This window comes from Streptomyces sp. Ncost-T10-10d (genome assembly GCF_900091955.1).
Taxonomy (GTDB): Bacteria; Actinomycetota; Actinomycetes; order Streptomycetales; family Streptomycetaceae; genus Streptomyces.
Genome location: NZ_FMDF01000219.1, coordinates 20,765 through 35,114 on the forward strand (window position 1 = coordinate 20,765; position 14,350 = coordinate 35,114).

10 protein-coding genes and 2 pseudogenes are annotated in these 14,350 nt (G+C 67.9%); 4 read left to right on the forward strand and 8 right to left on the reverse strand.

All coding sequences use genetic code 11. From position 1 onward, the window contains the following. Positions 1-18: 18 nt before the first annotated feature. Entirely contained in the window at positions 19-588 is a 570-nt protein-coding gene (locus GA0115254_RS38755; protein ID WP_256102996.1) for an NUDIX hydrolase, read from the reverse strand. A gap of 292 nt (positions 589-880) precedes the next feature. Here GA0115254_RS38755 and GA0115254_RS43600 point away from each other — a divergent pair, with 292 nt between their 5' ends. Continuing rightward, positions 881-1,054: a hypothetical protein gene (locus tag GA0115254_RS43600; protein WP_176740465.1), complete on the forward strand. Its 174-nt coding sequence runs from the start codon at positions 881-883 to the stop codon at positions 1,052-1,054. A gap of 85 nt (positions 1,055-1,139) precedes the next feature. Here GA0115254_RS43600 and GA0115254_RS38760 read toward each other — a convergent pair whose 3' ends face one another. Next, complete coding sequence (locus GA0115254_RS38760; RefSeq protein WP_093899964.1) at positions 1,140-1,799, reverse strand: MSMEG_1061 family FMN-dependent PPOX-type flavoprotein; 660 nt, start codon at positions 1,797-1,799, stop codon at positions 1,140-1,142. Between the two features lie 113 nt (positions 1,800-1,912). On the opposite strand from GA0115254_RS38760, the pseudogene GA0115254_RS48060 reads away from it, so the two are divergent. From GA0115254_RS48060 to GA0115254_RS38770, 3 genes and pseudogenes are all read left to right on the forward strand, one after another. After that, a pseudogene (locus GA0115254_RS48060) lies at positions 1,913-2,203 on the forward strand (transposase family protein); the annotation flags it as partial. A 179-nt stretch (positions 2,204-2,382) separates the two neighbouring features. Further along, positions 2,383-2,531 (forward strand): annotated as a pseudogene (locus GA0115254_RS45345) (ATP-binding protein); the annotation flags it as partial. Positions 2,532-2,702: 171 nt separating this feature from the next. Further along, on the forward strand, positions 2,703-3,926 hold the full coding sequence (locus GA0115254_RS38770) for an MFS transporter (RefSeq protein ID WP_256102997.1): 1,224 nt from the start codon (positions 2,703-2,705) through the stop codon (positions 3,924-3,926). Positions 3,927-4,388: 462 nt separating this feature from the next. Here the strand turns inward: GA0115254_RS38770 and GA0115254_RS38775 are convergent, their stop codons facing one another. The 6 genes from GA0115254_RS38775 to GA0115254_RS45350 all read right to left on the reverse strand — a co-directional run bounded on the left by GA0115254_RS38775 (position 4,389) and on the right by GA0115254_RS45350 (position 14,207). Further along, positions 4,389-5,255: an NAD-dependent epimerase/dehydratase family protein gene (locus tag GA0115254_RS38775; RefSeq protein WP_256102998.1), complete on the reverse strand. Its 867-nt coding sequence runs from the start codon at positions 5,253-5,255 to the stop codon at positions 4,389-4,391. 26 nt (positions 5,256-5,281) lie between these two features. Further along, positions 5,282-7,504: an FAD-dependent oxidoreductase gene (locus GA0115254_RS38780; RefSeq protein WP_093899966.1), complete on the reverse strand. Its 2,223-nt coding sequence runs from the start codon at positions 7,502-7,504 to the stop codon at positions 5,282-5,284. A gap of 12 nt (positions 7,505-7,516) precedes the next feature. Continuing rightward, a complete protein-coding gene (locus tag GA0115254_RS38785) occupies positions 7,517-9,808 on the reverse strand; it encodes a hypothetical protein (protein ID WP_093899948.1) in 2,292 nt (763 codons plus the stop codon). Positions 9,809-9,911: 103 nt separating this feature from the next. Further along, positions 9,912-10,790, reverse strand: coding sequence for a carbohydrate ABC transporter permease (locus GA0115254_RS38790; RefSeq protein ID WP_093899949.1), 879 nt, complete (start codon positions 10,788-10,790; stop codon positions 9,912-9,914). Then, positions 10,787-11,737, reverse strand: coding sequence for a carbohydrate ABC transporter permease (locus GA0115254_RS38795; RefSeq protein ID WP_176740467.1), 951 nt, complete (start codon positions 11,735-11,737; stop codon positions 10,787-10,789). The genes GA0115254_RS38790 and GA0115254_RS38795 overlap by 4 nt, the downstream gene beginning before the upstream one ends. A gap of 7 nt (positions 11,738-11,744) precedes the next feature. Next, positions 11,745-14,207, reverse strand: a complete 2,463-nt coding sequence (locus GA0115254_RS45350) for an extracellular solute-binding protein (RefSeq protein WP_218105614.1) — start codon at positions 14,205-14,207, stop codon at positions 11,745-11,747. Positions 14,208-14,350 lie beyond the last annotated feature (143 nt).

Consider the following 14,350-nt stretch of genomic DNA (forward strand, 5'->3'; position numbering starts at 1 on the left):
GTTATGGCTTGGTTGACTCTACAGCGAAGAATTGTCAGGTCCGAGCGGCTGACCTTCCCGCAGGCAGACGACGGTCCCGGTTGTGGCAGCGGTGTGCAGTGCTTCCAGAGTGTGCGTATGCGCGGCGAGTGGCGTGCTGGTCAGTTCGTCCAGCCGGAGAAAGGCGTGCCGATCGTGCTCGGGGCTCAATCGGATCGTGGGGTTGTCTGTGACGGTGCCTCCGTACCAAAAGAAGTCGAGAACCGGTCCGGTGCCGCCGACATCGGCGCGGTGGTCGTAGCCGATCAGTTGCGGGGCGGGGCTCACCGTGACTCCCGTCTCCTCGTACAGCTCTCGCCGTGCTGCGGTCCACGGGTCTTCGCCGTGGTCGAGCATCCCGCCCGGCAACCACCAGTTGCCGCCGCTCGGCTCGCTTTCGGCATAGCGCAGCATGAGCATCCGGCCCTGCTGGTCGAGGAGCACGACGCACGAGGCGATGAGTGCCTGGGGCTGGGTCTTGACCCATTCCTGGCGGGGCATCCAGGGCCCGGCGGGCTCGCCCGGGATGTCGGGGGTTTCGGTCGTGAGGGTGGGGTTCTGGTGTGTCACGGGGTGTGGGTCTCTTCCTGGTCGGGTTCACTCTGGAAGGTGAGCGCGAGAGATTCCGGGCCGGCGCTGCTGCGCCTGCTGGAGGCGAACGACTCAAGTCGCTGCACCGTTCCGGCTTCGAGATGAGCGACTGTGCCGATCGCGAGCGCCTGAAAACCGATGAGCGCTCGTGCCCGCGCATCTTCCGGGAGATCAGCGATGGCCCTAACGGTGGGCAGAGCGCGAAGGACGGCCCGCGGGTTGCGGCAGCTGAGAGGAAGGCGGTGTCCTCGCGGGTGATCGGACCGGTTCCATGCTCCAGACAGCCCTGATGAAAACCGACCGTGAACGGCTCCTTCTGATCTCACCGGAACTCAGCGAGGTCCTCACCGCCACCCTCTTCCGGGTTCGCGCCGGACAAGCAGCGCTGCCTCTCGTGTCCGCCTACGACGTCTTCGAGCAGATGCGCCGGCTTGAGGAGATCTAAGGGGGGATGCCCCGTGATTGATCTCGGGGCATGCTGGCCTGGGGGTTCGGCGGGCTGGTGGTTCAGCAATCGCAGGGTCGGCCCGTTACTCATACCGGTACTTCAGCGAATCCGCCTCCGCCTGCTCGATGTCAGCGATCGTCAGCTCCGGCATCCGCAGCTGGGCCAGCGTCACTTCGGCCGAGGTCGGCTGGGTACCCGCCGGAAGCCACTGCTCCGGCTTCCAGGCCCCGCAACGCAGGAGCGACTTGGGGCAGTGCGGGTAGACCTCCTCGATCCCCAGCACCAGCGCACTGGCCGGCGGCTTGCCCACGGCGGTCAGCTGCGACAGCAGCTCCGGGCGGGTGGAGACGCAGGCCCGGCCGTTCACCCTGAGCGTCGTGGTGCGCCCCGGGATGACGAACAGTAGCCCGGCTCGTCCGGTGGCGACGACGTTCTGCAGGGTGTCCAGACGCTTGTTGCCTGTCGCGTCCGGTATCGCCACCGTCCGTGTGTCCAGGACGGCGACGAACCCGGCGGGGCCGCCGCGCGGGGAAACGTCACAGTTGCCCTCGGCGTCCGCGCTGGCGACCAGGACCAGCGATGAGCATCCGATCAACCGCTTTGTCTGTTCGTTGAGTTCGGTCATCTGCTTGCGCACGGCCGCGTCGCTGGGGAGTTCGTAGGCCCGGCGCAGCGCCTCCTGGTCGGGCACGGCGTCGAGGCGGAGCGAGTCGAAGGCACTGCTGGCAAGGGGTGGCGTCATGCCCCCGACCATAATGGGCCGACCTGCGATTGATCTTGGTCGGTGAGTGCGGGGACATAGAGACACCCGCGCAAGTTGTCTGGTGTGTGGAGATCGAACAGGCCCGCGCGGCCATGTCCCATCCCGCCTTCTGCGGGCTGTCGCGCCAACATCTGGGCGAGTTGGCCGCAGAACTCGCTCCGTGTTGGGTGGCACGCTGTGAGTCCGGGCGCCATGAGCGACGTGAGGCGATCGTCGGCGGGGGGCGGGGGCCGCCGAAGTACGAACCGGTCTTCACCGACCGGCTCCTGGTGACACTGGTCCATCTGCGGACTGGGCTCACCCATGAGGCGTTGGGTGTGCTCTACGAGGTGGGGTCGTCCACGATCGGCCGGGCGATCCGGGAGGTCTGCCCGCTGCCGGCTGACCGTGGGTCCGCCGTCCCCGACCGGCCCGGCATCCGGCTGCGGGCCCTGGGTGACGTGTTCGCCCATGCCGCGGCCGAGGGCGTCGACGGGATGGAGACCCAGGTGCGCCGCCCACGCGCAGGCCGTCCCGGCCGGCGGGCCTTCGTCTCCGGCAAGCGCAGGCAGAACACCGTCAAGAGCGTGAAGAGAAGAACAGCATCGCGATCGCTTCCAACGAGGCGTTTACGACTGGAGCAAGGCCTCTACCAATCCGCGGCTTTGCACGGCGATCGTGGACCGGCTCACCTTCAACGCCACGCTGATCGAGAACGGCACCGAGTTCTAGCACCTGGCCCGCACCAAGGCGAACAAGACCCAACGGGACGAAGTGGCCATCCCGCCCGACACAGCTGGTGACCGACTCCGGCAAGTCTCTTGCTATTGCAAGTAATATGCAACAAGCTTGACGGGCCCTTACCGCCTGCCTGTGACGTGGAGCCTTGTCATGCCCCGCCTGATGCCAGACACCGGACCGCAGCGCGTCCTCGCAGCCTCGAACTTCGTCTATACCGTTGGCAGCGGCCTGTATCTGACCGCTGGGGTGCTGTATTTCACGGAGGCGGTTCACCTTCCAGCAGGCCAGGTGGGGCTCGGACTCGGCATCGCCGGTCTTGTCGCTCTGGCCCTGGGCGTCGCGGTCGGTCATCTGGCGGACAGATACGGAGCACGCGGCGTCTACGCCGCCACTCTTGTGGTTCAGGCGTTGGCCACGGCCAGCTTCGTGTTGGCGGACAGCTTCCGGCCGTTCGTTCTCGCGGTCACCGTGGCTGCCGGAGCCAAGGCGGCCGGAATAGCCGCGCGCAGTCCGCTCATCAGGCACTACGGAGGCAACCGGCCGCAGGAGTTCCGCGCCTATCTCCGCGCGGTGACCAACGTCGGCATCTCCCTCGGTGCCGTGGGAGCGGGGTTGGTCGTTCAGGTGGGTACGCTCACCGCCTATCAGCTCATGGTCATCGGCAACGCGATCGCCTTCGTGGTCTCGGCGGCGCTCCTCATCTCCCTGCCGCCGGTCACGCCCCTCGCCACCACCGGCGGCCCTCGCTGGATCGCTCTCAGGGACCGCCCCTACCTGCTACTCACCGCACTCGACGGGATCATGGCCATCCAGTTCAAGGTGCTCACCGTGGCCATCCCGCTCTGGCTGGTCGGTGCCACTACCGCCCCGCACTGGCTCATCTCAGGCACCATGCTTACCGGCACCCTCATCGTCGTTGCGTTCCAGGTGCGAGCCAGCCGCAACGTCGATTCCCCCACAGCCGGCGGAAACGCCTACCGCCGAGCAGGCGTGGCCTTTCTCGTCTCCTGTTCGCTGATCTCCCTGTCCGGCGGCATACCCGCATGGGCCGCCGCAATGCTGCTCCTCACCGCAGTAGTGATCCACACCGTCGGCGAGCTGTGGCACTCCGCCGCCGGCTTCGAGGTGTCCTTCGCTCTCGCCCCACAGCACGCCACCGGCCAGTACCTCGGCGTATTCGGCCTGGGCGCCGGACTGGCCGAGGCCCTCGGACCGGCGCTGCTCATTTCGCTGTGCATCACCTGGGGCCGCCCCGGGTGGTATGCCGTGGGAGCCCTGTTCGCACTGACGGGTCTGGCAGCACCACTTGCTGTCCGCTGGGCGCAACGCCACCAGCGTGCTGGGCAGAAGCAGACTGCCTCCGTGGAAAAGGCACAAGCCGCCTGATCAGCCCGGCGAAGCAGTCCGACATCTTTACCCGCTGCCCCGGTGGGGCCGCGTGAACTGGGCCCGGTCGGGGCCGATGGAGGCCGCCCGGGCCAGCTGACGGAACCGGTAGCCGTGTCCCTCCGGCTTCAACAACCGCGAGCTACCACGAAGCCCTTCCTTCATGCGTGCACAGCGGCGAACTCACCAGATCCAGCACTCTGTTCGATCCAGAACGACCGCACGATCGGAAAGACAACAGCTTGTCACGCTCAGGGCTGCCTGGGGTCACGGCACAGCCGGCCGACCTCACGGGTCGCGTCGATGCCAGAGGCGGCCGACCTCACCGGCCGCGCGCCGTTCACCTTCGCCCGGCTGACGACGATTTGGTGGAGTCGTCGCGGATGTCGTTCGGTACGTCACTCGGACTCGGGAAACGCCCTGCTCTCTCCCCTCTGTGATGGCTCGGCGGCTGTCGTGATCTCAACTCGGCGGAACCGCCCCGTGACCGAGGAGATTCTGTGCCGTGAACCCCAGCAGCCTGCGCGCGGCCGAGGTGTCGACCGGCACCGCGCGACCCGGCAGCGGGCGCCGCAGCACGGTGGTGGGGTGATAGCGGCGCAGCAGTTCCTCCGTCGGGTACGGCACGATGATTTCGGGGGCGCAGAGATGTACCGCGTGCGCCGCACGGCCGGGTACGTCCAGGGCCAGCAGCGCGGCCCTCGCCGCGTCATGGACCTCGAGGTACGTCCACAGGTCCCTTGCCCCCGCGGCCGGGTCGGCCGTGAGCCGGGCGGCGTGGGCGTGCAGCCGTTCCTCGAATCCGCCCACGTACGGATAGCGCAGGCACACCACGCTCATCCCGTGCCGCCGCGCCATCATCTGCGCTGTCAACTCGTCGACCTGTTTGGACAGGCCGTAAGGGTCGGCAACCTGGGAGGCCATCGCCTCATCGACCGGTGCGTACGGCGGATGCGGATCCTCGACGTCCGTCCAGGGCAGGCCCGTGACACCCCAGGAGCTCGCCACCGCCGCATGCCGGATCCCGGCCCGGCCGGCCTCCTCCAGGACGGTGAAGGTGGAGAGGCTGTTGCCCGCGAAGACCTCGAATGCGGTGTTGCGCGCGGGAGTCGGGATCGCCGCCAGGTGGATGACCGCGTCGGCGCCCTCCAGAGCCGCCCGCACGGTCTTCGCGTCGGCCGCGTCACCGGTCACGACCAGGCGCGCCGCGAGATCACCGGGATCATCGAGGACCAAGGCGTTCGCCTCGATCCCGCGCTCGGCGAGCAGCGCGAGGACCGCTCGCCCGATCCGCCCGGCGGCCCCGGTGACCATCGCTCTTCCGACCATCCATTCACTCTCCTGCGTCGGTGCTTCTACTCGTAGGCGCGCACGGCGACGACATGCGCCGACGCCGCCCCGTTGGTGGCTTCGACGACGATCCGGATCGCCGATGTGGTGACCGGCTCCGCCGGCGTGTGCGTCTCGCGTCGCCGCCGATTCTGCGTCGCACGGGCGATGACGCGCCAGGTGCCGTCAGTATCCAGTGCCTCGACGCGGTAGTCGCGAAGGAGGGTGGGCAGGGTGTCGAAGGGCGTGCGGTGGTGGTGCAGGTTGATCAGGTCCTCGTTGACGTCGTCGTCGGCGATGACCTCGATCCGGCCCAGAGCGACCGGTTCGGGCCAGGCCAACTCGAGCCAGGGGGAAGGGACGTCCGCCAGTGGTGCGGAGACCCACATGTGCGGTCCCGCGTACGGGCGGGCATAGCCGTCGGTGGCCTTGGCGGGGGAGTAGGCCGCGGTCTCTCCCGTACGGAGGCAGAAGGTGCGGCGCAGCAGACCCATGTCCGTCCACTCGCGCAGCGGCTGCGGCGATTCGTCCGACGGGCGCAGCGGGACGCGCGTGAAGCACAGGACACCGGGGGTCGGGCGGTCGGAGCGGTGCAGAGCGAGGGCGTCGTTGGCGCGGACTACCAGGAAGGCGTTGCGCGGGGTTTCGGGAGACCAGTCCAGGCCCGTCTTGAGCCACTGCCGGGCACCGGCGGCGACGGGCAGGGTGGTGGAGGTGACGAGGCGGCGCGGGACGTAGTTCTGGCCGAGCTCGGGGTCGTACAGATCGATCACGATCTCGGTGTCACGGTCGGCGTCGACGAGCAGTTCCACCCCGGAGAGGTCCGGGTCCGCGGGGAGGACGAGTCCGGCGTCCGCCGCGAGCGGCCATAGCTCGTCGGAGTCCTCGACTGCCAAGCCGGTCAGGGTGGATGAGGCGGTGGCCCTCGCCCGCAGGGCCAGGTCCTCCGGGTCCGTCGAGGCGAGGCCGATGAGCGAGGCATCCTGGCGCAGCAGCGCCCGGTGCAGCTCGGGTACGGGGAGTTGGCGCGGGGTGACATTTCCGGTGGCGCAGAGTGCCGCCGCCGTGCCGGCCGCCTGCCCGATCGTGGCGCAGGTCGCCATGACGCGGGTCGAGCCGAAGGCGACATGGCTGGCGGAGATGTTGCGCCCGGCGAAGAGCAGGTTCTCGGTGTTCACCGAGTAGAGGCTGCGGTACGGAATGTGGTAAATGCCGTCCGCGTAGAGCTGTCTGGCCCCTGCCTCGGTGGCGAACATGCCCTGCGGCGGATGCAGATCGATCGACCAACCGCCGAAGGCGACCCGGTCGGCGAACTCGGTCTGGCCGAGGATGTCGCCCTGGTGCAGGACATAGTCGCCGAGGAAGCGCCGGTACTCCCGTTTACCGGGGACCGAGCCCACCCACTCCAGTGTCATGTTCGCCGCGTCGAACTCGCCGGAGTTCTTGATGTGATCCCAGATGCCGTGGATCACCGACCACAGTTCGTCGCGGATGCGTTCGTTGTCGTGGACGGTGTCGAGCTCGCCGCCGAACTCGATCCACCAGTACGCGCAGCCGTTGTCGCCCGCCTTGATGATGCGGCGCTGCGGGATGGAGGTCCGGGTGATGTCCTTGGCGAAGTTCGGCGGCACGAATTTGACCGGGTGACCCGCATCCTTCGTATAGAAGAGGAGAGTGGAGCCCAGAGTGATGTCGTCGGCCGTCTCCGGAGCCCATGCCTCGTCGTACTCGGCGCGCGATTCCCGGCCGATGCGGTGGTGGGCGCCCGCCAGGTGGCCGATCAGGCCGTCTCCCGTGCAGTCGAGGAAGAGCGGGCTCTCGAAACGTATCCGCCGCTCCGAGCCCATCATCCAGCCGGTGACCGAGGTGATCCGCCGGGCGTCGTCCGGACCTTCGGCGTCGACCTCGCGCACGTCGGTGTTGAGGTAGAGCGTGATGCCGGGCTCCGCGCGCACGGCGTCCAGGACCACGGCATCCCAGTAATAGGGGTTCCCGTCCGGGTTGCGGAACTGGTTTTCCACGAGCAACTCGCCCATGATGCCGCCCTCACGGGCATGGTGATTCTTGCCGTGGCCGGTCGCGCCGCACACCCAGACCCGGACCTCGCTGCTCGCGTTGCCGCCGAGCACCGGCCTGTTGTTGATCAGCGCGACGCTCCGGCCGAGCCGGGCCGCGGCGATCGCCGCGCAGACCCCGGCCAGGCCGCCGCCGACGACAGTGATGTCGTGCCGTGCGGTTTCATTCCTCATGTCGTACGTCACTTACTTCCAGTCGGGATTGGCGGCGAGACCGTAGTAGACGCGCGGGGCGCCGTCGAGGGTGAGGGTGATCTTGCCGCTGGAGGCCTTCAGAGAGCGCTCCTGGCCGATGCAGTTCAGCTCCCGCACCCTGCCGTTGAGCGTCCCCGAGTGGGCCACGACCGTGGTCTTGGTCGTCCAGGTGTCGATCCATGGCTCGGGCGATGCGTACCAAGGATCCTCGCCGTGCTCGGAGTTGAGGATGTACCCGTCCTTGCGGCTCCAGATGATCGACACCGGTCCGTCGGGAGTGGTGAAGAGGAGCCCCTTGATGTCCTGGTCCCCGAAGGCGAGATGCCGGACGAACTCGGCCTCGTCCAGGACCCGGGCGGCGGTCGCGAAGGCGAGGAGCGAGGGCTTGGCGCTGGTGTCGCGGTTCATCAGGCCGTAGTGGTACTCGGGGTTGGCCGGGTCGGCCTCCTGGGGGTGGTGGATCGTCGAGTCGTGCAGCTGGTACCAGTTGACGGCGCGTACCTTCTCGGACTTGGCGAGAGCGAGCGTGAGGAGCGTGTTCTCGGCGGCGTGCCGGTAGGTGTCGCTCCACCACGCGTTGGGCCGGGTCGGTGCGTACGCCTCGGTGAGCCAGAGCTCCTTGTCGCCGCCGTACTCCTCCAGGACCTGGTTCGCCTTGCGCAGTGCGCCGAGGAAGTTCCAGTACGAGCCGGACGACCCCTGCGTCCACTCCTCGGGCGGCGGCGCGAAGTCGGGCGTGAAGTTGCCGCGACCGGGGTGGAAGGCGAAGGCGTCGATGAGGTCCCAGCCGCCCGCGTCATGGAAGTTCTTGGTCCATACGTAGTCCATGCCGCCGAGGCCGGCGTTCATGACCTTCATCCGCGAGCCCGCCGCGTCGAGGCGCGTGGTGACCTGGCGCAGACCGTCCCGGACGTAGGCGTCGGCGCCGCGGCCCGACATCCAGGGCTGGTTGACCTCGTTGCTCACCTCGAAGTACGCGGCCTCGGCGTCGAGGGCCTTGGCGACATTCGTGTCGGCCCAGGCCGCGATCTGCTCCGGACTACCGCCCACGGGGATGCCGCTCAGCTCCACGTTGTGCCCGATGCCGTTCGCGTCCAGAGTCGCGGTGTCGATGCCCGGGGCGCCTGCGTAGGCGATGCGGATCCACTTGATGCCAAGCGTCCTGACCAGCCCGAGTACTGCGTCCCTGCCGGGCTTCAGCAGCCAGGGGTAGTTGGCGAGGCCGAACATCGACTCCTTGCCCGCCTTGTACGCGAACTCCGGGAGCACGCTCAGATTCGTGCGGGCCAGCGCCTTGTCATTGCCGCTGACCGCCTCCACCTCGGTGAACACGATGTTCTGCGAGGGCGAGGTCAGGGGAAAGGAGGCGTTCCAGGCGGCGCCCGCCGCGAGGTTCTTGGAGAGCGTTCCGCAGGCGATCTTCTTGCCGCCGAAGTCCCGCGCCCACCAGGTGAGCGTCACCGCCCTGGCCGCGGCGGAGCCGTTGACGACCTGCGCCTTGAGCGTCATCGTCTGCCCGGCCGCCTTGTAGAGGTTGAACGGCTGGTCGGTCCACACCTCCACGCCGAGGGGCCTCTTGGCAGCGAGCGCTCCGGCTCCGCGCGGCCGCAGATCGCCGAGGACCAGATCGGCCTCGGTGACCGCGGTGCTCGCGCCGGTCGAGGTGCCGGGGGAGTGGACCCATGTGGCATTGGTGCTCGCCGGGTTGGTGGACGAAAGGCAGAAGAAGCCCTTCGATCCCGCCCACGTCTCCACGTACGCGCCGCCCGCGTTCACCTCGTACGGAATGCCGCCTCGGGCGTCCCGCTCCCAGACGGTCAGCGCTTCGTACGACTCCGCCGCGGTCGCTTCGTACACCGTGCGGGAGAACATGAAGCCGGCCGGAGTGAGCGTACTGGAGCCGCTGACCTCCCACTTCATGTGTGCCTTGTGAGGGGTGACGTCGAAGGTGCCGCGCACCGTGACTCCGGACACGCCGCTCGCCATCGTGTACGTGACCTGAATTGCGGGCCGCCCGTCGGGGAGCGTGATCCGGGCGGGTGTACCGCCGAAGGTGCGCTGCTGGCCGAACGCGCTGTCCTTGATCATGAAGTGGTTGAGCAGGATGCGGTCGGCGCCCGCACCGTCCTGCACGAGGACGCTGCCGTCGCTACGGCCGACCAGGGTGATGCCGTCGGCCTCGATGGTGACCGGGTCTGCGGCGTACGCGGGAACGGTCGGCAGCAGTGCGGCGCCGTTGGCGACGGCCGTGCCCTGGATGAATCTGCGGCGGGCGACTGACATGGAGGTGCCCTTCTCTTGGTCGGGGTGTTCCGGATGCTCCGGATGCTCCGAAGCGGAATCTGTGTGGGGGAGTTGAGGGATCGGCCGCCGGCTCCGGCGGAACTCAGCCCTTGACCCCGGTGAAGCCGAGCCCGGCGACGATGTACTTCTGGCAGACCACGAAGACGAGCACCGGCGGGGCGACGGCGAGCACCATCGCGGCGATCAGCTGGTCCTGCGGAGCCTGCGTGGCGAGCTGGGCGAGCGCGACGCTGATCGGCTGCCTCTCGGGGTCGGTGATGGCCACCAGCGGCCAGATGAAGTCCTTCCAGGAGTGCATCACCGCGAGCAGACTGATCACGGCGAGCACCGGCTTGCTCATGGGCAGCACGATCTTGGTGAGCAGTTGCCAGGTACTCGCCCCGTCGACCCGCGCCGCGTCGAACAGCTCCTTCGGCAGGGCGTCGAAGAACTGCTTGGCGAGTAGCACGGTGAAGGCGTTCGTGCCGGCCGGCAGCCAGATCGCCCAGTAGGTGTCGCCCAGGTTGAGGTGGAGGAACGGCACATCGATCACGGTCATGAAGAGGCTGACCATGTTCACCGTGTACGGCACGAACATCGTGGCGAGGATCGCCCCGTAGACGGCCTTGCCGAACCTCGGCCTGAGCACCGAGAGGGCGAAGCCCGCCGTGGCCGAGACGAAGAGCTGCACGAACCACGATCCGCCGACCACCAGGAAGGTGTTCATCAGATAGCGGCCGACACTCAGATCGGTGTACGCCGTCGAGAAGTTGCCCAGGGCCGGCCGGTCCGGCCAGAGGGCGAGGGGCTGGGTGGTGAGCTCGGTGGGTGTCGAGACCGCGCCCTTGACCATCCAGTACAGCGGTCCGATGCCGATGAGCAGCAGCAGGATCAGGGTGAACACCTGGATGGAGCGCACTGCGGCGCGCACACCGGGGCGTTGGCGGTCGTTGGCGGAGACGAAGGTGGTGAGCGTGGTCATGACGTGCTCCAGCTGCGGGTGGCCCGCAGATACACCGCGGAGAGCAGGGCGAGGGCGAGCACCATCAGGAAGGAGAGCGCGGCGGCCTGGCCGTATTCGCCGTCCTGGAAGGCGTACCGGAAGATCAGCAGCAGGACCGTGAGGGTGGAGTTCTCGGGTCCGCCGCCGGTGAAGACGTACGGCTCGGTGAAGACCTGCACCGTGTTGATCAGCTGGACGAGCAGCAACAGGCCGATGACGGAACGGAGTTGGGGCAGCATCACATGCCAGATCCGTCGCCAGATCCCGGCGCCGTCCATCTCCGCGGCCTCATAGAGTTCGCCGGGGATGCCGACCATTGCCGCGAGGTAGATCAGTACGGCGCCGCCCATGCCCGCCCAGGTGGCCTCCAGGACCAGCGAGAGCATGGCGCTGTCGGAGGACTCCAGCCACGAGTACGGGCCGAGCCCGACCTTGCCGAGGACGTTGTTGAAGAGCCCGCTGCCGGGATCGTAGAACCACTTCCAGAGCAGGATCGCCACCACTGGCGGGATGACCACCGGCAGATACACCAGGAAGCGGTAGACGCCCGCGCCGCGCCGCACCGTCGACATGATCGCGGCCAGGATCAGCGGCGCCGGGAAGCCGATCAGCAGGCCGAGGACCACGAAGAACAGGGTGTTCACGACGGCGGTGCCGAGCAGCGGATCGTCGAACAGCGTACGGAAGTTGTCCAGGCCGACCCAGACCGCGGGCTCGACGAGGTTGGTCTTCTGGAAGCTGAGCAGCAGGCTGCGCACGATCGGCCACCAGGCGAAGAGCCCGAAGACCAGCAGCGCGGGGACGAGGAACAGCCAGGCCGTGAACTGTTTGCGGGAGCCGGTGCCACGCCGTCGCTGCGGCAGGGTTCGCGGCACGGGCTCCTTGGCCACAGCGGCCGGGCGCCGGGACGGAGTGAGCAGGGCCATGGGCCGGCTACTTCTGGTCCGCGGCGAGCTTGGCATTGACGTCCTTCTCGGCCGAGGCCAGCAGGGAGTCGATGTCGGCGTCGCGCTTGGTGAGCACAGCCTGGACCACCGGGTCGAGCACGGTGTACAGCTTCTGCGCCTGGTACGGCGGCTCCGGCTTCAGTTTCAACGTGGAGAGACCGTCGATGTACGGCTTGAAGTTCTGCAGCTTCACATTGACGTACGGCTTGATCGCTGCGTCGATCTCGGTCTGCCGTTTTTTGTCGAAGACCGGAAGCGTCGGCACGCCCACCGCGGACTTCGGGTCGGCAGAGAGCGCCTTGGCCTGCTCGGCCGCGATGTCGGTGCTGTACTGCGGCTTGGCGTAGGCGAAGGTCAGCCACTCGACGGCCGCTGCCGCATGCTTCTTGTCGGCGGACTTCGGGACCATGTAGATGTCGCCGCCGGTGAGTGTCGCATCGCCGCCGGACTGCGGCATCGGCGCCACTCCGAAGGCGTCGGTGTTCTCCATGCCGAACTGCATCTTCGCCAGTCGGTACGTCCCCGGGCTGCCCATGAACATGCCGACCTGCCCGGCCGCGAACTGCTTGATCACGTCGTTCTGATTGTTGAGCAGGGTTTTGCCGAGCGAATCGTCCTTCCAGCGCATGTCCTTGAGCAGCCGCAACCCGTTCTTCGTCGGCTCTCCGGTGAGCGTGGCGGCGTACTTGCCACCCTGCTCCTTCTCCAGCTCGCCACCGAAGGCGTACGACAGCATCGTCAGCTGCCAGCCGCCCTGGTTGTCCTTGGACTCGTGGACGAAGCCCGCCTTGCCGGTACTGTCGCTGATCCTCTTGGCGGCTGTGCGAACCTCCGCCCAGGTGCTCGGCGGTCTGTCCGGGTCGAGGCCGGCCTTCTCGAAGAGCTCGCGGTTGTAGACCAGGCCCTGGGCGTACGGATTCTGCGGTACGCCGTACACGTCGCCGTCGCTGTCGGTGAGCGGCTGGAGGACCTGAGGGTTGAACTCCGTGAAGTGCTTCCACTCCTTCAGCTGCCCGGTGATCGGCTGCACCTGCTTCTGCTGGATGAGTCGCTGCGGCTCGGTCAGCGGCACCTTGATGACGTCCTCGACATTGCCGCCGGACAGCTTCGCGGAGAAGGTCAGCGGGTCGAAGACCGTGGTCGAACCCTTGACCCTGATGCCCGGGTTGGCCTTCTCGAAGTCGGCCACCTGCTTCTTGAACAGGGCGACCCCCGGCTTGTCGGTGGCCGGCGGCATGCCCTGCACCCGCAGCACGAGATCGCCGTCCCCGCCGGCACTGCTCGGGGTGAGGGAGGAACAGCCCGCGAGGGTCGCGGTCAGCGCCATGCAGCCAAGTATGGCCGCACAGCGGGAGTTTCTGGGCATAACGGCTCCAAGAAGGGCAGGAGTGGGCTCGGTGCGGTGTAGTGCGGTGCTTTGCTCGTTGTGGTGGCGTGCACCGTGGATCAGTGGGCGGGCGCGGGTCCCGTCGAGGCGCGGGGGATCGAGGCGGGAGCCGATCTCCACGAAGGGGGAAGTGACTTCAAGTCCCTGCCCAGCACGGCCTGTTGAGCTCGCGATCGTCTCGATCAGGAGGTCCCCCGCGCGCGTGGCGATCTCTTCGGGGTCGATCCTGATCGTGGTGAGGCTGGGGGTGGAGACGGAGGCGAGCAGCGTGTCGTCGATGCCGATGACGCTGACGTCGCGCGGCACGCTCACGCCGAGGTTGGCCATCTGGTGCAGCACGCCGAGGGCGACCAGATCATTGTGGGCGATCACGGCCGTCGCGTCGTGGGCGGCGACGAGGGTGGCGGCGTGCACACCCGTCTCGAACCGCGGCTCGTACGGGCCGAGCTCGGACAGGGAGAGGTCGAGCGCTTTGAAGGACTCCTGGATGGACTTGCCGCGGCTCAGCTCGGCGCGGGACGCGTTGATGAAGACGCAGCGCCGATGGCCGTACGCCTTCAACTGCTCGGCGGCCTGTGCGATGCCGGCGGACAGTGAGATCCGGACCTCGGGGATGCCCGGCACATGACGGTTCACCACCACCAGCGGCATCTGGCCCGCGAGTTCATGGAGCCGGCCCTCGGTGAGGGTGGAGGCCCACAGGATCAGGCCGTCGACCCGCTTCGATACGGCCGCGATGGCGGCCAGCTCGTCCGCCTCGCGCTCGTCGCTGTCGGCGACCAGGACCGTGTAGCCCAGGTGCCGGGCGCGGGCCTGCATCGCCTTGATGATCGGCGGGAAGAACGGGTTGGCGATGTCCGGGACGATCAGACCGAGTGTTCCGGTGCCGCCGCCGCGCAGTGAACGGGCCGCCGGGTTGGGGGAGTAGCCGAGCTTGGCCGCGGCGTCGAGGATGCGCTGCCGCGTCGTCGGCTGCACCTGATCGGGTGCGGTGAACGCACGGGACACCGTCGACACCGAGACGCCCGCGGCGCTCGCCACCTCCCGGATTGTGACTGCCACGGACGGCCTCCTCGTCGTCTTGAGCCGGGGGACCCCGGTCGTCTCGCATCTGGATCCTGCGAATGCGGTTGATGCTTGCGAACGTTCCCAGAGCGTGTCAAGACGTGTGCCAGGACTATTTCATTGAGGAAAACCTTCTGGAT